This is a genomic window from Methylomarinovum caldicuralii (assembly GCF_033126985.1).
Lineage (GTDB): Bacteria > Pseudomonadota > Gammaproteobacteria > Methylococcales > Methylothermaceae > Methylohalobius > Methylohalobius caldicuralii.
This window is the reverse complement of sequence record NZ_AP024714.1, coordinates 907,554-925,455: the sequence shown is the minus strand read 5'-3', so window position 1 is coordinate 925,455 and position 17,902 is coordinate 907,554. Positions and strand designations below refer to the sequence as shown.

15 protein-coding genes and 1 pseudogene are annotated in these 17,902 nt (G+C 64.7%); 9 read left to right on the top strand and 7 right to left on the bottom strand.

From position 1 onward, the window contains the following. Positions 1–155: 155 nt before the first annotated feature. From MCIT9_RS04880 to MCIT9_RS04865, 4 genes are read left to right on the top strand one after another with little or no spacing between them, the layout of a single operon-like run. Positions 156–1,589 carry an RNA polymerase factor sigma-54 gene (locus MCIT9_RS04880; protein WP_317706288.1) on the top strand — a complete coding sequence of 478 codons (1,434 nt, stop codon included), beginning with the start codon at positions 156–158 and terminating at the stop codon, positions 1,587–1,589. Next, on the top strand, positions 1,586–2,434 hold the full coding sequence (gene rapZ, locus MCIT9_RS04875; protein WP_317706287.1) for an RNase adapter RapZ: 849 nt from the start codon (positions 1,586–1,588) through the stop codon (positions 2,432–2,434). Before MCIT9_RS04880 ends, rapZ begins: the two co-directional genes overlap by 4 nt. A 4-nt stretch (positions 2,435–2,438) precedes the next feature. Continuing rightward, positions 2,439–2,897, top strand: a complete 459-nt coding sequence (msrB, locus tag MCIT9_RS04870; protein WP_317706286.1) for a peptide-methionine (R)-S-oxide reductase MsrB — start codon at positions 2,439–2,441, stop codon at positions 2,895–2,897. Continuing rightward, positions 2,897–3,244 (top strand): HIT domain-containing protein, encoded by a 348-nt coding sequence (locus MCIT9_RS04865; RefSeq protein ID WP_317706285.1) that lies wholly within the window; start codon positions 2,897–2,899, stop codon positions 3,242–3,244. Before msrB ends, MCIT9_RS04865 begins: the two co-directional genes overlap by 1 nt. Positions 3,245–3,256: 12 nt before the next feature. Here the strand turns inward: MCIT9_RS04865 and purH are convergent, their stop codons facing one another. The 5 genes from purH to MCIT9_RS04840 form a co-directional block, all read right to left on the bottom strand. Then, complete coding sequence (gene purH, locus MCIT9_RS04860) at positions 3,257–4,816, bottom strand: bifunctional phosphoribosylaminoimidazolecarboxamide formyltransferase/IMP cyclohydrolase (RefSeq protein WP_317706284.1); 1,560 nt, start codon at positions 4,814–4,816, stop codon at positions 3,257–3,259. Positions 4,817–4,818: 2 nt separating this feature from the next. Continuing rightward, on the bottom strand, positions 4,819–5,079 hold the full coding sequence (locus tag MCIT9_RS04855) for a helix-turn-helix domain-containing protein (RefSeq protein WP_286292670.1): 261 nt from the start codon (positions 5,077–5,079) through the stop codon (positions 4,819–4,821). A 28-nt stretch (positions 5,080–5,107) separates the two neighbouring features. After that, complete coding sequence (gene dusB / locus MCIT9_RS04850; protein ID WP_317706283.1) at positions 5,108–6,079, bottom strand: tRNA dihydrouridine synthase DusB; 972 nt, start codon at positions 6,077–6,079, stop codon at positions 5,108–5,110. Between the two features lie 62 nt (positions 6,080–6,141). Further along, positions 6,142–7,002, bottom strand: a complete 861-nt coding sequence (locus tag MCIT9_RS04845) for an HAD family hydrolase (protein ID WP_317706282.1) — start codon at positions 7,000–7,002, stop codon at positions 6,142–6,144. Then, the gene (locus MCIT9_RS04840; RefSeq protein WP_317706281.1) at positions 6,999–8,423 is read right to left on the bottom strand and encodes a glycosyltransferase; all 1,425 of its coding nucleotides are present in this window, start codon (positions 8,421–8,423) and stop codon (positions 6,999–7,001) included. Before MCIT9_RS04840 ends, MCIT9_RS04845 begins: the two co-directional genes overlap by 4 nt. A 120-nt stretch (positions 8,424–8,543) precedes the next feature. On the opposite strand from MCIT9_RS04840, the gene MCIT9_RS04835 reads away from it, so the two are divergent. Further along, positions 8,544–9,803, top strand: a complete 1,260-nt coding sequence (locus MCIT9_RS04835; protein WP_317706280.1) for a glycosyltransferase — start codon at positions 8,544–8,546, stop codon at positions 9,801–9,803. 6 nt (positions 9,804–9,809) lie between these two features. On the opposite strand, the gene speD is transcribed toward MCIT9_RS04835, so the two are convergent. Then, the gene (gene speD, locus MCIT9_RS04830) at positions 9,810–10,592 is read right to left on the bottom strand and encodes an adenosylmethionine decarboxylase (protein ID WP_317706279.1); all 783 of its coding nucleotides are present in this window, start codon (positions 10,590–10,592) and stop codon (positions 9,810–9,812) included. A gap of 24 nt (positions 10,593–10,616) precedes the next feature. Beyond that, a complete protein-coding gene (locus MCIT9_RS04825) occupies positions 10,617–11,045 on the bottom strand; it encodes an OsmC family protein (RefSeq protein ID WP_317706278.1) in 429 nt (142 codons plus the stop codon). Between the two features lie 264 nt (positions 11,046–11,309). On the opposite strand from MCIT9_RS04825, the pseudogene MCIT9_RS04820 reads away from it, so the two are divergent. From MCIT9_RS04820 to purL, 4 genes and pseudogenes are all read left to right on the top strand, one after another. Beyond that, positions 11,310–12,365 (top strand): annotated as a pseudogene (locus tag MCIT9_RS04820) (integrase core domain-containing protein); the annotation flags it as partial. 151 nt (positions 12,366–12,516) lie between these two features. Then, a complete protein-coding gene (gene dapA, locus MCIT9_RS04815) occupies positions 12,517–13,392 on the top strand; it encodes a 4-hydroxy-tetrahydrodipicolinate synthase (protein WP_317706277.1) in 876 nt (291 codons plus the stop codon). 4 nt (positions 13,393–13,396) lie between these two features. Then, positions 13,397–13,969: an outer membrane protein assembly factor BamC gene (bamC, locus tag MCIT9_RS04810; RefSeq protein WP_317706276.1), complete on the top strand. Its 573-nt coding sequence runs from the start codon at positions 13,397–13,399 to the stop codon at positions 13,967–13,969. Beyond that, positions 13,966–17,832 carry a phosphoribosylformylglycinamidine synthase gene (gene purL, locus MCIT9_RS04805; protein WP_317706275.1) on the top strand — a complete coding sequence of 1,289 codons (3,867 nt, stop codon included), beginning with the start codon at positions 13,966–13,968 and terminating at the stop codon, positions 17,830–17,832. The genes bamC and purL overlap by 4 nt, the downstream gene beginning before the upstream one ends. The last annotated feature ends 70 nt before the right edge of the window (positions 17,833–17,902 follow it).

Sequence of the window (17,902 nt, the reverse complement as noted above, 5' to 3'; positions counted from 1 at the left end):
ATTTAATTATCAACAAGTTATGAAAAAATTAGCACTTTTAATGCGATGGTCGTTGGTTCGGATCCAACACGGCCCACTCCCTTCCCTCTCCCGCCCGCAATCTGTCGCCATTATCAGCTAGAATAGCTTCCAGGACCGATAAGCACGGGATTTCGATGAAGCAAAGCCTGCAACTGCGCCAAGGCCTGCAGCTGAGGATGACGCCGCAGCTGCAGCAGGCGATCCGTCTGCTGCAACTCTCCTCCGTGGAGCTCAAGCAGGAGATTCAGGAAGTTCTGGAGAGCAACATCATGCTCGAGCTGGCGGAAGAGGAACAGGCGCAGGTTCAGACGGCGGACCAAGACCGCAGCGCCGAAACCCCGGTGACCGCGGCCGCCTCGGACATCCCCAAGGAACTCCCCCTGGACGCCCAATGGGAGGACGTCTACGACAACGTCTATACCACCCTGAACGGCGCGGACGACCCGGACCACGATTTCCTGCTCCAGCGCAGCGCGCCTGAAGGGCTGCACGAGCACCTGGAATGGCAGATGGAGCTGTCGCGCTTCAGCGAACGGGACCAGCTCATCGCCATGGCCCTCATCGACGCCATCAACGAAGAGGGCTACCTCGAAGCCTCCCTGAGGGACATTCTCCAGGCGCTGGAGAACGAATTGCCGGCCCTGGAGGCGGACGAAGTCGAGGCAGTGCTGCACCGGCTTCAGCAGTTCGATCCTCCCGGCGTCGCCGCCCGCTCCCTGGGGGAATGCCTGGCGCTCCAGCTGCATCAGCTGCCGGAGGAGACCCCCTGGCGCCGGGAAGCCTTGACGGTCGTCACCCGCCACCTGCGGGAACTGGAGAAGCAGAACATCGGCGCCCTCAAAAAAATCCTGGGGCTCGATGAGGCGCAGCTGGACGAGGTCATCGCCCTGATCCGCACCCTCAACCCCCACCCCGGCCTCGCCTACTCCACCCGGGAACCGGAATACGTCATTCCCGACGTCTTCGTCTTCAGACGCGGCGGGCGCTGGGTGGTTTCCGTCAACCCGGAAACTGCCCCCAAACTGCGCATCAATCCCTACTATTCAGGCATGATCAAACGGGCCGACAAAAGCCCGGACAACGTCAGCATGCGCTCCCATCTGCAGGAGGCGCGCTGGTTCCTGCGCAGCCTGCAGAGCCGCAGCGAGACCCTGCTGAAGGTGGCGCAGTGCATCGTCGACCGCCAACAGGGATTTTTCGAACACGGCGAGATCGCCATGAAGCCGATGATCCTGCGCGATGTCGCCGGGGAACTGGGGCTGCACGAATCGACGGTGTCGCGGGTGACCACCAACAAATACATGCACACGCCCCGTGGCATCTACGAATTCAAGTACTTTTTCTCCAGCCACGTGGGCACCGAATTCGGCGGGGAGGCCTCGGCCACCGCAATCAAGGCCCTGATCCAGGAGCTGATCCAACACGAGAATCCGGCCAAACCCTTGAGCGATCTGAAGATCGCCAAGCTGTTGCAGGAAAAGGGCATCCACGTCGCCCGCCGCACCGTGGCCAAGTACCGTGAGGCCCTGGGGATTCCCGCCTCCAGCCGGCGCAAGCGCCTGTTATGAACCAGATCGTCATCGTCAGCGGCCTGTCCGGCTCCGGCAAGAGCGTGGCCCTGGCCACGCTGGAGGACTGCGGCTACTACTGCATCGACAACCTGCCGGTGCGGCTGCTGGAACCGTTCGCCCGGGACCTGTGCGAAAACCATCCCTTCGACCGCACCGCCATCAGCATTGACTGCCGCAACCTGGGCGGTGACGACGATCTGTTCGACCAGGCCCTGGAAATCCTGTCCCAGTTCCAGATCCCATACCGCATCCTGTTCCTGACCGCCGACACCCGGACCCTGATCCAGCGTTACAGCGAAACCCGGCGCCGTCACCCGATCGGTGACCGACCCCTGGCCGACGCCATCGAGCAGGAACGGCGCCTGCTCGAATCCATCGCCGCCCGCGCCGATCTGATCATCGACACCAGCCGCACCAACATCCACCAGCTGCGCCAGGAAATCCGCCAGCGGCTGGGCGGACTGGACAACCGCAGGCTGTCCCTGTGCTTCACCTCGTTCGGCTTCAAGCACGGCCTGCCCCTGGACGCCGACTTCGTCTTCGACGCCCGCTGCCTGCCCAATCCCCACTGGGAGCCGCGGCTGCGCCCCCTGACCGGCAAGGACGACGGCGTCGCCGACTACCTGGAGAAATATCCCGAGACGCAACGGTTCCTCGACCAGATCGAAACCTTCCTCCGCGACTGGCTGCCCCGCTTCGAGGCCCAGAACCGCAGCTATCTGACCGTGGCCATCGGCTGCACCGGCGGCCAGCACCGTTCGGTCTATCTGGTGGAACGATTGAAACGGGCGTTCTCGGGCGGCCCCTATCCGATTCTGACCCGTCACCGCGAACTGAGCTGACACCATGACGCGCAATTACCGCAAACCCGACCCGGAAACCCTGCGCCAGCGCCTGACGCCGCTGCAGTATGAGGTCACCCAGAACGACGGCACCGAGCCTCCTTTCCAGAATGAATACTGGAATGAGAAGCGCGACGGCATCTATGTGGACGTGGTCAGCGGCGAGCCGCTGTTCTGCTCCCTGGACAAATACGACTCCGGCAGCGGCTGGCCCAGCTTCAGCCGCCCGCTGGAGCCGGACAACCTCGCCGAGCGCGAGGACACCCGCCACGGCATGCGCCGCATCGAGGTCCGCAGCCGCCACGGTGATTCCCATCTGGGACACGTGTTCACCGACGGCCCGCCGCCGACCGGCCTGCGTTACTGCATCAACTCCGCGGCGTTGCGCTTCATCCCCAGGGAAGACCTGGAACGGGAAGGTTACGGTGAGTATCTGAAACTGTTCGAACAGGAGAGACGCTGATGGCAACCATCTTCGAGAAGATCGTCAAGGGGGAACTGCCGGCGGACATCGTCTATCAGGACGACCAGGTCACCGCTTTCCGCGACATCCGCCCGGCCGCCCCCACGCACATCCTCATCGTGCCCAACAAGCCGATCCCGACCGTTAACGACGTCCAGCCCGAGGACGAGCCCCTCCTCGGCCACATGATCTACGTGGCAAAACGGCTGGCCGAGAAGGAAGGCATCGCCAAGGACGGTTACCGCCTGATCATCAACTGCAACCAGCACGGCGGTCAGGAGGTCTACCACCTGCACCTGCATCTGATCGGCGGCCGACCGCTGGGGCCGATGGTGGTGCGCAAGTAGTATCCCCGCCACTCAATGGCGGAAGTGGCGCATGCCGGTGAACACCATGGCGATGCCCGCCTCGTCCGCGGCGGCGATGACCTCCTCGTCGCGGATCGAACCGCCGGACTGGATGATCGCCGTTACCCCGGCCTCGGCGGCCGCGTCGACCCCGTCGCGGAAGGGGAAGAAGGCGTCGGAAGCCATCACCGAACCGGCGACGCTCAAGCCCGCCTCCTCGGCCTTCAGAATGCCGATCCTGGCGGACCACACCCGGCTCATCTGCCCGGCGCCGATTCCCAGGGTCTGGCGATCCCTGGCATAGACGATGGCGTTGGACTTGACATACTTGACCACCTTCCAGGCGAACAGCAGGTCCGCCAGCTCCGCTTCTGTCGGCTTGCGCCGGGTGACTGCCTTGAGATCCTCAAGGGCCACCATGGCGATGTCCTTGTCCTGAACCAGCAGGCCGCCGGAAATCCGCCGCAGCTCCAGTTCCGGGGCCGGCGGCTCCCACATCCCGCAGGCGAGCACCCGGACGTTGGGCTTGGCCGCAAGCGCCGCCAAGGCTTCCTCGCTGACGGCGGGGGCGAGGATCACCTCGACGAACTGGCGTGAGACGATGGCGGCGGCGGTGTCGCCGTCCAGGGTCTGATTGAAGGCGATGATGCCGCCGAAGGCGGAGGTGGGATCGGTGGCATAGGCACGGTCGTAGGCGGCCAGCAGGGTGCCAGCCTCGGCGACGCCGCAGGGATTGGCGTGCTTGACGATCACACAGGCGGGGCGCTCGGTGAAGGACTGGACGCAGGCCAGGGCGGCATCGGCGTCGGCCAGATTGTTGTAGGACAGCGGTTTGCCCTGCAGCTGGCGGGCGTGCCCCAGGGTGCCGGGCGGGGGTTCCTGCTCCCGATACAGGGCCGCACGCTGGTGGGGGTTCTCGCCGTAGCGCAGATCGCGCACCTTGCGGGCGCTGACTTCCAGGGCCGGCGCCAGACCGGCGTCGGGATCGACCACCCTGGCCAGATAGGCGGCGATGGCGGCATCGTAGGCGGCGGTGTGCTGGAAGGCCTTGACCGCCAGCTGCAGCCGCAGGGCGTCCGGCAGGGCGTTGAGGTTGAGTTTGAGGGCTTCGAGCACCTGGCTGTAGTCCTCCGGATCCACCACCACACCGACGTCGCGGTGATTCTTGGATGCCGCCCGGATCATCGCCGGGCCGCCGATGTCGATGTTCTCCACCGCCTCCTCGAAGGTGCAGTCTGGACGGCGGATCACCTGGGTGAAGGGATAGAGGTTGACGACCACCAGATCGATGGGTTCGATGCCGTGCTCGGCCATCACGGCGTCGTCGATGCCGCGGTGGCCGAGAATGCCGCCGTGGACCTTGGGATGCAGGGTCTTGACCCGGCCGGCCATGATCTCCGGAAAACCGGTGTACTCGGACACCTCGGTCACCCGGATGCCGTTGGCCTCCAGCAACTTGGCCGTTCCGCCGGTGGAAAGGATCTCGATCCCCAGCTCCTGCAATCCCTCGCAGAATTCCACCACTCCGGTTTTGTCCGATACGCTTACCAGCGCGCGCTTGACTTTGTGCATGGTTATTCAATCTCGTATTGTTGGATTTTCTTACGCAGGGTGCTGCGGCTCATTCCCAGCACCTGGGCTGCCTTGCTCTGATTGCCGCCGGTGTGGTTCAGCACCGCCTCGATCAAGGGCTTTTCCACCTCGGCGATCACCATGGCGTGGAGCCCGACCACGGTTTCCCCGTCGAGCTGGGCGAAATAGCGCTCCACCGCGATCCGCACCTGCTCTTTGAGGACGATTCCCTGTCTCGACAGCTGTCGATTGTCCTGGGTCATGACGTTCCTGTGCTTGCAATTGGAAGATTCAGGCGGCCCGGTGGGCCTGAAGCAGACCGGCCAGGGCGTCGCGCTGGGCCGCTGCCGTCTCCAGCTGCAACAGCGGCCGCCAGCAGGCCGCCGGCCATCCCAGCCGCTCCAGATACCAGCGGATGTGCTTACGGGCGATCCGCACCCCCGCCTGGGGCCCGTAGAAATCGTGCAGCGCCTGGATGTGCTCCAGGATCACCGCCGCCTTTTCCGTCCAGGCCGGCTCCGGCAACCGCCGCCCCGAAGCCAGATAGGCGCCGACCTGGCGGAATAGCCATGGCCGTCCCTGAGCGGCGCGGCCGATCATCACCGCATCAGCGCCGGTGTGATCCAGCACCCGGCGGGCTTTCTGGGGGCTGTCGATGTCGCCGTTGGCCACCACCGGGATCGACACCGCCTGTTTGACCGCGGCGATGGTGTCGTACTCGGCCGCGCCGCTGAAACCGCAGGCCCGGGTGCGGCCGTGCACCGTCAGCATCCGGATGCCGGCGTCCTCGGCGATGCGGGCGATGATGACGGCGTTACGGCGGGCCGGATCCCAGCCGGTGCGGATCTTCAGGGTCACCGGCACCGAAACGGCCTTCACCACCGCCGCCAGGATCGCCGCCACCCGCCCCTCGTTACGCAACAGCGCGGAGCCGGCGGCCACCCGGCAGACCTTCTTGGCCGGACAGCCCATGTTGATGTCGATGATCTGGGCTCCCAGGGCCTCGGCGCTGCGGGCGCAGGCCGCCATTTCCTCCGGATCGACCCCCAGGATCTGCACCGCCCGCGGTTCCGGCTCGCCGCGATGCTCGGCCCGCTGGCGGGTGCGTCGGTGGTGCCGCAGCTGTGGCCGGCTGGAGATCATCTCCGACACCGCCAGTCCGGCCCCGTAACGCCGGCACAGACGGCGGAAGGGCAGATCCGTCACCCCGGCCATGGGGGCCAGAATCACCGGTGAAGACAGAGCGTAAGGTCCGATGCGCATGGTCGCTGTTTTGAGGCTGGGAGCCGATCAGTTTAGCCGATGGCGCCACCAATGCCCAAGCCTCAATCCCCCAGCACCTCAGGGATCTGGGACAGGGTTTTGAGAATGCAGGTCGGTTCCACGTTGCGGCAGTCGGGATCGTCCTCCCGCAGCCGCAGCGAACGGGCGTCGCCGGCATAGAGGCCACCGGCCATCCCCACCCGGACGGACGGGCGGATGTCGTTGCGGATGTCGTTTCCCACGTAGAGCACCTCGCCGGCCCCCACCCCGTGGCGCGCCAGTGCTGTCAGGGCGGCCTCGAACGGCCGGATCGAAGGTTTGGCCACCCCCAACCGCCAGGAAAACAGGCACAATTCCGGGAGAAATCCCAGTTCCTCCAGGGATTTCCCCAGCAGGGCGGGGAACAGCAACGGGGTGAAGAACTGGGCATTGGAGACGATGCCCAGCAAATAGCCGCGCCCGGCCAGCCAAGCCAGGGTCTCGGCCAGATCGGGCATGGGCCAGACCGGATTGACCCGCAGCTCGTATTCCAGTGCCAGGCACCGAACCGTCTCCGGCGGCGCCTGAAGCCCCAATTCCCCCAGCACCGCCTGCCAGATGGCGACGATGTCCACTTCCGGATAATCGATCCCGGCCTCCCGCTTGCGGGCGTGCTCGGCCCGGATCGCTGCGGCGAGCAGCGCGGCGCTGCCCCCGGGCGGCAGTCCTACGGCGGCCAGGGCCTCGGCAAAGGCTTGGTCGCTGTCCACCGCCAGACCGACGCCGATTTCCCCGGCGGCGGAAACGAACAGGGTGCCGTAGATGTCGAACAGCACCGCCCGCACCCGCGGCAGCCGCGGCAGCCGGGGCTCGATGGCGGTGGGCAGCGGTTCGAGCGGGCGGGACAGGGCCCGGATGCGGGCGATCAGGATATCGTCGTTCACAGGCGTAACAGACACAGACGTTCGGGTTGCAGAAAGCGGTGCAGCAGCGCCGCCGCGTCCAGGGTTTCGGGCGGCCTGCAGGGGGCGGCCAGCAGAGCGGCGTAGAGGCTTTCCAGGCGCTTGCCGTAGTGGTGCAGGTCGTAGTGCCCCAGGGCCACGGTTCGGTTGCGGGCCACCGTCTGCGGCGACGGGACCGCCAGTCGCCGGGGCAGCATCCGGCGGGCAGCGGCGCTGTGGTGAAGACGGCGGATGACCTGGGTCTGCAAAGGCTCGTCGAGACGGCCGAAATCCACCCGTCCCTCCCGCACCCAGGCGGCCCAGGCCCGTTCGCACTGTTCGGCCGTCGGTTCGGGCAGTCCGTAGGCACGGTACAGATCCCTAAGTCCTTCCACCAACCGCTGTCGCAGCGGTTTTTCCCCCAACCATTCGACCGGGATATCCAGGCGGGGGTAGAGATGGTCCAGCGCCAGTCCGGCCCCGCGGAAATCGGCGGTGATATCCGGCAGATCGCGGCCGCTGACCGGCCGCTCCAGCAGCCAGGGTTCCAGAAACGCCATGCCGAAACCTTCCGCCACGCTGGTGGTCACCAGACAGTGGGCCGCCCGCACCATGGCCGGGAAGGACCAGCCGCTCCGGCGGGCCAAATCGAAACTCAGCGGCAGCGCCAGCTCTTGGGCCAAAGAGACCCAGTGACGGTAGAAACGCTGCTCGCGCGGGTTCTCCGGCGCCAGCGAGGTGGCGAAATGATCGCCGGGCTCTGCCAGCGTGGCCCACAGCAGCAATTCGCCGATGTTCTTGCGCCGGATCGCCCGGGTGGGATACAGCCACAGGCGTCCTTCCGGCCAGCGCCCTGCCTCCCCATCCTGCGGCGGCAGCCAGACCGGATTGGGCAAAAGATGGAGTCGTTCGGCCGCCACGCCGGCACCGGCCAGAAAGGCGCGGTCGCGGCTGTTGAGCACGGCATAATGCACCTGGGGAGCGGACGGATAACAGGCGGCGAGATCCTCGTCCAGGAAGCGGCGCAGGCGCTGGTAATTGTAGGGACGGAAGTCCTCGGGAAAATCGTGGACCTGCAGCAAAAGCCGCGCCCCTGCGGCGGCCAGCCGGGCCACGACCGGCGGCAGCGCCAGATTTTTGCCCAGGTGATGATTGTGGAAATGCCACACGTCCGGCGCCCCGCCTAGGGCGGCAGCGGCGGCGTCCGCCAGCGCCGCGTGCAACCGGCTGACGGAGACAGGTTCCTTTCCCTCGTCGTAGGCCAGCGCCTTGACCGCCTTGACCGGCACCGGAAAGTCCTCCGGCGCCTCGGCCGCCAGCACCACTACCTGCCGGCCGGAAGCGCGCAGCAGCCGGGCGGCGTGTTCGATCACCCGGGTGACGCCCCCGGGCCGCAGATGGTAATGGACGATCGCGATCCGCACGGTTTTCCTGACAGTTTTTATTCCATTATGCCTGCCCCCCCTAGGGCCGCAAAATCCTTATAATGGCGCTCGGTTTAAGCGCTATCCTTGAAGTAAACCACGCCAACGCACGCACCTTCCATGGCAGAAAACATCGGCTTCGTCTCCACTCGCTTCGCCGGCACTGACGGCGTCTCCCTGGAATCGGCCAAATGGGCCGAGGTGTTCTGGGAGGACCGCCACATCAGTTTCTGGTATGCCGGCCGACTCGACCGCGCCCGGGAAATCAGCCTGGAGGTCCCGGCGGCCTACTTCGGCCACCCGGACAACGAATGGATCAATCAGCAGCTGTGGGGCCGCACCCGCCGCACCCCCGAGGTAAGCCGGCGCATCCGCGATCTGGCCGAATACCTCAAAGGCACCCTGTACGAATTCGTGGACCGCTTCGACATCACCCGCCTGGTGGTCCAGAACGCCCTCACCATCCCCATGCACGTTCCCCTGGGGGTGGCGATCATCGAATTCCTGATGGAGACCAAGATTCCCACCATCTGCCACCACCACGACTTCTACTGGGAGCGGGAGCGGTTCCAGATCTCCCCCATCGCCGACTATCTAGAGATGGCCTTCCCGCCCCGCCTGCCGGAGATGCAGCACGTGGTCATCAACCAGGCCGCCCGCGAGGAGCTGGCCTGGCGCAAGGGACTGTCCTCGGTGCTGATTCCCAACGTCCTCAACTTCGACCGCCCGCCGCCCGGCATCGACGACTACAACGCCGACATCCGCCAGGAACTGGGACTGAGCGACGACGACATCCTGCTGCTGCAGCCGACCCGGGTGGTGCCCCGCAAGGGCATCGAGCACGCCATCACCCTGCTGCGGCGCCTGAACGATCCCCGCTGCAAGCTGATCCTGTCCCACGGCGTCGGCGACGAAGGCATGGAATACTTCAACCGCCTGATGGACCTGGCCCGCGACGAGGGGGTGGACGTGCGCTACTTCGGCGACCGGGTCGAGGACAAACGCCGCCTCAACGAACACGGGCACAAAATCTACACCCTCGACGACCTCTACCCCCACGCCGATCTGGTGACCTATCCCAGCCTGTACGAAGGCTTCGGCAACGCCTTCCTGGAGGCGGTCTATCACCGCAAGCCGATCATGGTGAACCGCTATTCCGTGTTCGCCCGCGACATCGAGCCCAAGGGCTTCCGGGTACCGGCCATGGACGGCTTCGTCGACCGCCACGTGGTGGAGGAAGTGCGCCGGGTCCTGGACGATCCCGACTACCGCCAGCAGATGGTGGACCACAACTTCGCCCTGGCGCGGGAATACTACAGCTACCCGGTACTACGCTACGGCCTGCAGACCCTGATGAACAACTTCATCCACGCCATGTAGCCGCACTCAGTCGTAGTTGCGGCCGTAGAAGATCTCGTCCATTTCCTGCTGCACCTTCTGCCACACCGCCTCCCGCTCCTCGGGGGAAAGCACGACGTCATCGGGCGCGAACAGGTAATCGTCGAGATCGAACTCCTTGAGCTTCATTTTGGTGTGGAAAATGTTCTCCTGATAGACGTTGACGTCGATCATCTGGTAGCGGGCCTTGGTGTCCTCGGCGAGGAAATTCTGGATCGAGGTGATGGCGTGGTCGATGAACAGCTTGCGCCCGGTGACGTCGCGGGTGAAGCCCCGCACCCGGTAGTCCATGATGACGATGTCGGATTCGAAGCTGTGGATCAGGTAGTTGAGGGCCTTGAGGGGGGAGATCTGGCCGCAGGTGGCCACGTCGATATCGGCCCGGAAGGTGCTGATGCCCTCGTGGGGGTGGCTTTCCGGATAGGTGTGGACAGTGATGTGGCTCTTGTCGAGATGGGCCAGGATGGTATCCGGCAAAGGCCCCGGGGTTTCGGCATTGCAGCCGCCGTGACTGAGCGGATCCTCGGAGATCAGCATGGTGACGCTGGCCCCCTGGGGGTCGTAGTCCTGGTGGGCGATGTTGAGGATGTGGGCGCCGATGATGTCGGCCACATCGGTGAGGATCCGGGTCAGGCGCTCGGCGTTGTAGGCCTCGTCGATGTACTCGATGTAGCGCTGCTGGTTCCTGGGGCTGGTGTAGCAGATGTCGTAGATGTTGAAGCTCAGGCTCTTGGTGAGGTTGTTGAAACCGTGCAGTTTCAGCTTTTCCATCGATGGCAAACCCTCTGAAAAAAATCAGTCCCGATCCCCCGGATCGACCACTTCGAAGCTGTGGCTGACCTCGGCGGCCTTTCCCAGCATGATCGATGCCGAACAGTATTTTTCCGCCGACAGGGACACCGCTCGTTCCACCGCCGCTTCGCTCAGCCCCGTCCCGGTAACCACAAAATGGAGATGGATTTTGGTGAAGACCTTGGGGACGGTATCGGCACGCTCGGCCTCGACCCGCACTTCGCAATCGGTTACCGGATGGCGGCCTTTTTTGAGAATATGGACCACATCGAAGGCCGAGCAGCTCCCCACCCCCAGCAGCAGCAGTTCCATCGGCCGCGGCCCCAGGTTGCGGCCGCCGGATTCGGGAGGCCCGTCGATCACCACCCCGTGACCGCTGCCGGACTCGCCCAGAAAGGCGACGCTCTCGATCCACTTGACCCGTGCTTTCATCGCTCACCCCGTGAAAAAAAGGGGCATAAAAATACCACAATCGATCGAAAAAGACGCAACCAATTCATCCAGGGCAATCGCATGAATATACCTCATAAAAAGGCTGGTTTCTGGTTTGACTTGCAAATTAAGCTGTTGGGTCCCGTGTGATCATATTCCCAAAAGGAGCTATCCTTTGTTCCGTGCCTGGGATGTTCTGAGTGAGCTGATGGCAGAGGCCCAGGCCAGAAAGACGACTCAAGCCTGACGGACGAGGAGGAAGTTATGGTCATCCGTCTTCACAAGAAAGCCCGCACCACCCCTGAGATCCGCCGGGAGATCCAGAACTCCGATCTGCCGGCCACGGTCCTGGCCAGGAAATACGGCGTTCATCGTCATACCATCCGCAAGTGGCGCCAGCGCGATTCGGTCGAGGACGCCTCGCACCGGCCCCATCGCATCCATGCCACCCTGACCCCGCAGCAGGAAGCGATCGTGGTCTGTCTGCGCGAAACCCTGCTGCTGCCCCTGGACGACCTGCTGGCGGTCGTTCACCGCTTCATCCATCCCAAGATGTCCCGCTCGGCTCTGGACCGGCTGCTGCGCCGCCATGGGGTCTCCAATCTCAAGGAACTGATCGCTGCCAAGGAAGGGGAGAACGCCCCCGCCAAGGCCAAAAAGAAAGGCTTCAAGGACTACGAGCCCGGGTTTGTCCACATCGACATCAAGTACCTGCCCAAGATGCCCGATGAGACTCGGGGCCGTTACCTCTTCGTCGCCATCGACCGGGCCAGTCGCTGGGTCTACCTGGAAATCCATCCCACCAAGGAAGCCCAGGTCGCCGCCGCCTTCCTCGACCGCCTGATCGCCAAGGCTCCCTTCAAAATCACCAAGGTCCTGACCGACAACGGCAAAGACAAATCCGCCGGGAGCGGATTTGGACCGCGCAGCGGGCCCCGAAGGGGCGAACCCCAGGGATGGGGTGAGCAATTCACCGACCGCTTCTGCGCCACCGGGGAACGCGAACCGACCGGCCGTCACCTTTTCGACCAGACCTGCCAACGCCATGGCATCGAGCACCGCCTCATCCCACCCAAACACCCGCAGACCAACGGCATGGTCGAACGTTTCAACGGTCGGATCGCCGAGATCCTCAAAACCACCCGCTTCCGCAGCAGCCAGGATCTGGAACGGACCTTGATGCAGTATGCCAGTGTCTACAACCATCAGATCCCCCAGAAGGCCCTGGGACACAGATCACCGGTACAGGCCCTCAAAGACTGGCAGAAGAAGCGGCCGGAGCTCTTCAAAAAACGTGTATACAATCTCACGGGGCTTGACACTGGAACGGATCAAGCACATCGACGCCAACCTGCTCGACCGGGTGGTCAGAGTGTACGTCAGGAAGGCGGAACCCGCCTAAAGCCGCTGTCTTGTCTTTTCCGGCCCGCTTCAGTACCATTTGCGATTTTAATCCAAGGGCCGAATCGCCATGATCCAAGGCAGCATCGTCGCACTCGTCACGCCCATGCATCCCGACGGCAGCCTCGACGAAGTCAGCTTGCGGGAGCTGGTGGAATGGCATGTTGCCGAAGGCACCGACGCCATCGTCGCAGTCGGCACCACCGGCGAGTCGGCCACCCTCGATGCCGCCGAGCACTGCCGGGTGATCCGCTGGACCGTGGAGCAGGCCAGAGGCCGGATCCCCGTCATCGCCGGAACCGGTTCCAACTGCACCCGCGAGGCCATCGAGCTGACCCGCGAAGCCAGGGAGGCCGGCGCCGACGCTTGCCTGTTGGTGACCCCTTACTACAACAAGCCAACCCAGGAAGGGCTTTACCGCCACTACCGGGCGGTGGCCGAGGCGGTGGCCATTCCCCAGATTCTCTACAACGTGCCCGGCCGCACCGCCTGCGACCTGCTGCCGGAAACCGTCGCCCGGCTGGCGGAGATCGACAACATCGTCGGCATCAAGGAGGCTTCCGCCGACACGCCGACCCGGGCCCGGGAAATCCGCGCCCTGTGCCCGGACTTCCCCATCTATTCCGGGGACGACGCCACCGCCCGTCAGGTCTGCCTCGAAGGCGGGCGCGGGGTGATCTCGGTGACCGCCAACGTCGCCCCCCACAAGATGCACGAGATGATCACCGCCGCCTGCGCCGGGGACGCGGCCACCGCCGAACGCCTCGATGCGCCGCTGGCCGCCCTGCATCACAGCCTGTTCCTCGAATCCAATCCCATCCCGGTCAAATGGGCGCTTTGCGAGATGGAAAAGATCCCTGCCGGTATCCGCCTGCCCCTGACCTGGCTTTCCGACCGCTATCACGACGAGGTGCGCCAGGCCCTGCGCCAGGCAGGCGCGCTTTGAAGTCATGACGCGCCTGCGCTTCGCGCCGCTCATCGCCCTGCTTCTGAGTGGCTGCAGTTGGCTGGTCCCGGACAAGGAAAAGGAATTGCTGGCGATCCGTCCCCTGCCCGCGCTCAAGCTGCCACCGGCCTCCGGCACCGTCCCCACCTTGGAAGCCGTCAAGCCGCCACCGGTGGTCCCAACGCCACCCCGGATCCCCGCCACGGCCACGCTGGAAACCTTGTACATCGATCTGGACCAGCCCTTCGCCGAGGCCTGGGTGCACACCCTCCAGGCGCTCGACCGGCTGGAGCTGGAGATTACCGGCCGCGACCCGAACCGGGGCGTGCTGCACATCATCGAAAGCGCGGCCGAGGCTGAACTGGCGCAGGACCGGGGCTGGTGGGGGGATCTGCTGTACTTTTTCGGCAGGGGCGCACAGCTGCGTGAACGCGAATATCAGCTGGTGCTGCAGCCGGCCGGAGACCAAACCCGTCTCTTTCTTCTCGACACCGACGGCCGCCCTCTGCAGGACGAACGCGCCCGCCAACTGCTGCAACGTTTGCAACGAACGCTAGCCACCACAGGATCGTCATGATCGTACTGGAACTGCCGGGCCCCGCCGCCCTCTCCCCTTTCCGCCGCGACAAGCTGCTGCAGACCCTGCAGGCACAGATACCGTCCATCCGCCGCCTTGCCGCCCGCTACGTGCACTACCTCGAATGCCAGCGGGAGCTGCTTCCCGAAGAACGCAGCCGCCTGGAGCGGCTGCTGAATCCACAACCTGCCGCCGAGGCAGGTTTCGACGGACAGCATTTCTGGGTGCTCCCCCGCCCCGGGACCATTTCCCCTTGGTCAAGCAGGGCGACCGACATCCTGCACACCTGCGGCCTGACGGTGGTGACGCGCATCGAACGCGGCGTCGAATACTGCCTCGACGCCGACCAGCCGCTGGCCAAACCCCAGCTCCAGCCCCTCTACGACCGCATGACCGAAGTGCTGCTGGCCGAAGGCGAGGAAGCGGAAATCTTTTCCCATCGCCCGCCGGCGCCGCTGGTCACCGTTCCCCTGCTGAGCGAAGGCCGTGGCGCGCTGGAACGCGCCAACCGGGAACTGGGGCTAGCGCTGTCCTGCGACGAAATCGATTATCTGGTGGAACGCTTCACCGAACTGGGCCGCGATCCCACCGACGCCGAACTGATGATGTTCGCCCAGGCCAATTCGGAGCACTGCCGCCACAAGATCTTCAACGCCACCTGGACCATCGACGGCCGGCCGCAGGACAAATCCCTGTTCCAGATGATCCGCAACACGGCGGAAAAGAGCCCGGCCGGCATCCTCTCCGCCTACAAGGACAACGCCGCGGTCATCGAGGGGGCGGTCACGCCGGTCTTCCTGCGCGATCCCGAGGGCCGTTACCGCTACCACGAGGAAGCGGCCCACATTCTGATGAAGGTGGAAACCCACAACCATCCCACCGCCATTTCCCCTGACCCCGGCGCAGCCACGGGCGCCGGCGGGGAGATCCGCGACGAAGGAGCCACCGGCCGCGGCGGTTACCCCAAGGCGGGGCTGACCGGTTTTTCCGTCTCCCATCTGCGCATCCCCGGCTGGCGTCAGCCTTGGGAAGAAAACGATCCCGGCAAACCCAGTCGCATCATCTCCGCCCTCGACATCATGATCGAAGGCCCCATCGGCGCGGCCCGCTTCAACAACGAGTTCGGCCGCCCCAATCTGGCCGGTTACTTCCGCACCTTCGAACAGCAGGTGCCGGACAGCGACGGCCGGGAGTGGCGCGGCTATCACAAGCCCATCATGCTGGCCGGCGGGATGGGCAACATCCGCGAGGCGCACATCGCAAAACAGGAAATCCCTCCCGGGGCACTGATCATCGTTCTCGGGGGACCGGCGATGCTCATCGGTCTGGGGGGCGGCGCGGCTTCCTCCCAGGCTTCCGGGGAGTCGGCCGAGGAACTGGATTTCGCCTCGGTGCAGCGGGCCAACCCGGAGATGCAGCGCCGCTGTCAGGAGGTCATCGAACACTGCCGCGCCCTGGGGAAGGAGAACCCGATCCTCTCGGTCCACGATGTCGGCGCCGGTGGCCTGTCCAACGCGGTCCCCGAAATCATCCACGACTGGGACCGGGGCGGCAAATTCGAGCTGCGCCAGATTCCCTGCGCCGATTCCGGCCTGTCGCCGATGCAGATCTGGTGCAACGAATCCCAGGAACGCTACGTCTTCGCCATTCATCCCCAGTCGCTGCCGCGTTTCGAACAGATCTGCGCCCGCGAACGCTGTCCCTTCGCGGTCATCGGCTGCGCCACGGGCAAGGAGATCCTGCGGGTCCACGACAAGCTGTTCGACAATTATCCGGTGGACATCCCCATGGACCTGCTGTTCGGCAAACCGCCGCAGATGCACCGCGACGTCCACCACCTGCCGCCCCGCGCCCGAACGCTCGGCGGCTCCCTGCCTGACATCCGGGAGGCGGCCTACCGAGTGCTGCGCTTCCCCACCGTGGCCAGCAAAAGCTTTCTGATCACCATCGGCGACCGCTCCATCACCGGCCTGGTGGCCCGCGACCAGATGATCGGACCGTGGCAGGTGCCGGTGAGCGATGTGGCGGTCACCGCCGCCGGTTTCCGCACCAACCGGGGCGAGGCCATGGCCATGGGGGAACGCACCCCGGTGGCGGTGCTCGACGCCCCGGCCTCCGGTCGTCTTGCCATCGGCGAAGCGTTGACCAACATCGCCGCCGCCCCGATCGAGCGCCTGGGTGACGTCAAGCTCTCCGCCAACTGGATGGCTGCCTGCGGCCATCCGGGCGAAGACGCCGCCCTGTTCGATACCGTCAAGGCCGTCGGCATGGAGTTGTGCCCGGAACTGGGCATCGCCATTCCGGTGGGCAAGGACTCGCTGTCGATGAAGACCGTCTGGCACGATAACCGGGGGGAGAAGGTGATGACCGCACCGGTTTCCCTGATCGTCTCCGCTTTCGCGCCGGTCAGCGACGTGCGCCGTACCCTTACCCCCCAATTGCGGCGTGATCCCGACACCCACCTGCTGCTGCTCGATCTGGGAGGCGGCAAAAACCGTCTCGGCGGCTCGGTGCTGGCCCAGGTTTATGATGCCTTGGCACTGGAAAATCATTCCGTGCCGGACCTCGACGATCCGGCCTGCCTGCGGGCTTTTTTCATCGCCATCCAGGCGCTCAACCGCCAGGGCCTGCTGCTGGCCTACCACGACCGCTCCGACGGCGGCCTGCTCGCCTGCCTGTGCGAAATGGCCTTCGCCGGCCGCTGCGGTCTCGACGTCGATTTGACATCCCTGGGAGACGATCCCCTGGCGATCCTCTTCAATGAGGAACTGGGGGCGATGATACAGGTCCGCAGCACCCACCTCGATGCAGTCCGTAAAATCCTGGCCGCCCACGGTCTGGCGGATCACTGCCATCCGCTGGGCTCCCCAAATCTGGAAGGATGGATGCGTTTCCGCCATCAGGACCGGACGCTGCTGGAAGAAAGCCGCTGCGATCTCCACCAGGCTTGGGCCGAAACCAGCTACCGGATGCAGGCGTTGCGCGACAATCCCCAATGCGCGCGCCAGGAATTCGAGAACCTCGCCGATGACCAGGATCCCGGCCTTCAGGTCAGGCTCAGTTTCGATCCGGCCGAGGACATCTGCGCCCCGTTCGTCCATACACGCCGTCCCAAGGTAGCGATCCTGCGGGAACAGGGCGTCAACGGCCATGTGGAGATGGCGGCGGCTTTCGAGCGTGCCGGTTTCGAGGCCGTCGACGTCCACATGAGCGACATTCTCGGCGGCCGCGGCCTGGACGAGTTTTCAGGGCTTGCAGCCTGCGGCGGTTTTTCCTACGGCGATGTCCTCGGCGCCGGTTCCGGCTGGGCCGCTTCCATTCTTTTCAATTCCCGGGCCCGTGACACTTTCCGGAAATTCTTCGAGCGCGAGGAAACCTTCAGCCTCGGTGTTTGCAACGGCTGCCAGATGCTGTCCCAGCTCAAGGAGCTCATTCCCGGCGCGCAGCATTGGCCCCGTTTCCAGCGCAATCTGTCGGAACAGTTCGAAGCCCGCCTGTCCCTTGTGGAAGTGCTTCCCTCGCCTTCCATCCTGCTGCAGGGGATGGAAGGCTCCATTCTCCCTGTGGCCGTCGCCCATGGAGAGGGGCGTGCGGTATTCGAGCCACAGGATCAGCCCCAAGCCCTGATATCGCTGCGTTATGTGGACCATTACGGCAACCCAACCGAAACCTATCCCTTCAACCCCAACGGCTCTCCAGGCGGCATCACCGGTCTGACCACCACGGATGGCCGTGTCACCATCATGATGCCCCACCCCGAGCGCTGCTTCCGCACCATTCAGCATTCCTGGCATCCCGAAGACTGGGGAGAAAACGGCCCCTGGCTGCGTCTGTTCCGCAACGCCAGAAAGTGGCTTGACTGATATCGATCTCTGTGCAATCCAAAGAAGCCGGCATTGCGCCGGCTTTTTTTCTGGGCCCAAAGATTAAAAA

What these genes read in the sequence shown, in the direction of transcription:
- MCIT9_RS04880 (WP_317706288.1), top strand. Translation starts at nt 156, where the DNA reads ATGAAGCAAAGCCTGCAACTGCGCCAAGGCCTGCAGCTGAGGATGACG.
- rapZ (WP_317706287.1), top strand. Translation starts at nt 1,586, where the DNA reads ATGAACCAGATCGTCATCGTCAGCGGCCTGTCCGGCTCCGGCAAGAGC.
- msrB (WP_317706286.1), top strand. Translation starts at nt 2,439, where the DNA reads ATGACGCGCAATTACCGCAAACCCGACCCGGAAACCCTGCGCCAGCGC.
- MCIT9_RS04865 (WP_317706285.1), top strand. Translation starts at nt 2,897, where the DNA reads ATGGCAACCATCTTCGAGAAGATCGTCAAGGGGGAACTGCCGGCGGAC.
- purH (WP_317706284.1), bottom strand. Translation starts at nt 4,816, where the DNA reads ATGCACAAAGTCAAGCGCGCGCTGGTAAGCGTATCGGACAAAACCGGA.
- MCIT9_RS04855 (WP_286292670.1), bottom strand. Translation starts at nt 5,079, where the DNA reads ATGACCCAGGACAATCGACAGCTGTCGAGACAGGGAATCGTCCTCAAA.
- dusB (WP_317706283.1), bottom strand. Translation starts at nt 6,079, where the DNA reads ATGCGCATCGGACCTTACGCTCTGTCTTCACCGGTGATTCTGGCCCCC.
- MCIT9_RS04835 (WP_317706280.1), top strand. Translation starts at nt 8,544, where the DNA reads ATGGCAGAAAACATCGGCTTCGTCTCCACTCGCTTCGCCGGCACTGAC.
- speD (WP_317706279.1), bottom strand. Translation starts at nt 10,592, where the DNA reads ATGGAAAAGCTGAAACTGCACGGTTTCAACAACCTCACCAAGAGCCTG.
- MCIT9_RS04825 (WP_317706278.1), bottom strand. Translation starts at nt 11,045, where the DNA reads ATGAAAGCACGGGTCAAGTGGATCGAGAGCGTCGCCTTTCTGGGCGAG.
- dapA (WP_317706277.1), top strand. Translation starts at nt 12,517, where the DNA reads ATGATCCAAGGCAGCATCGTCGCACTCGTCACGCCCATGCATCCCGAC.
- bamC (WP_317706276.1), top strand. Translation starts at nt 13,397, where the DNA reads ATGACGCGCCTGCGCTTCGCGCCGCTCATCGCCCTGCTTCTGAGTGGC.
- purL (WP_317706275.1), top strand. Translation starts at nt 13,966, where the DNA reads ATGATCGTACTGGAACTGCCGGGCCCCGCCGCCCTCTCCCCTTTCCGC.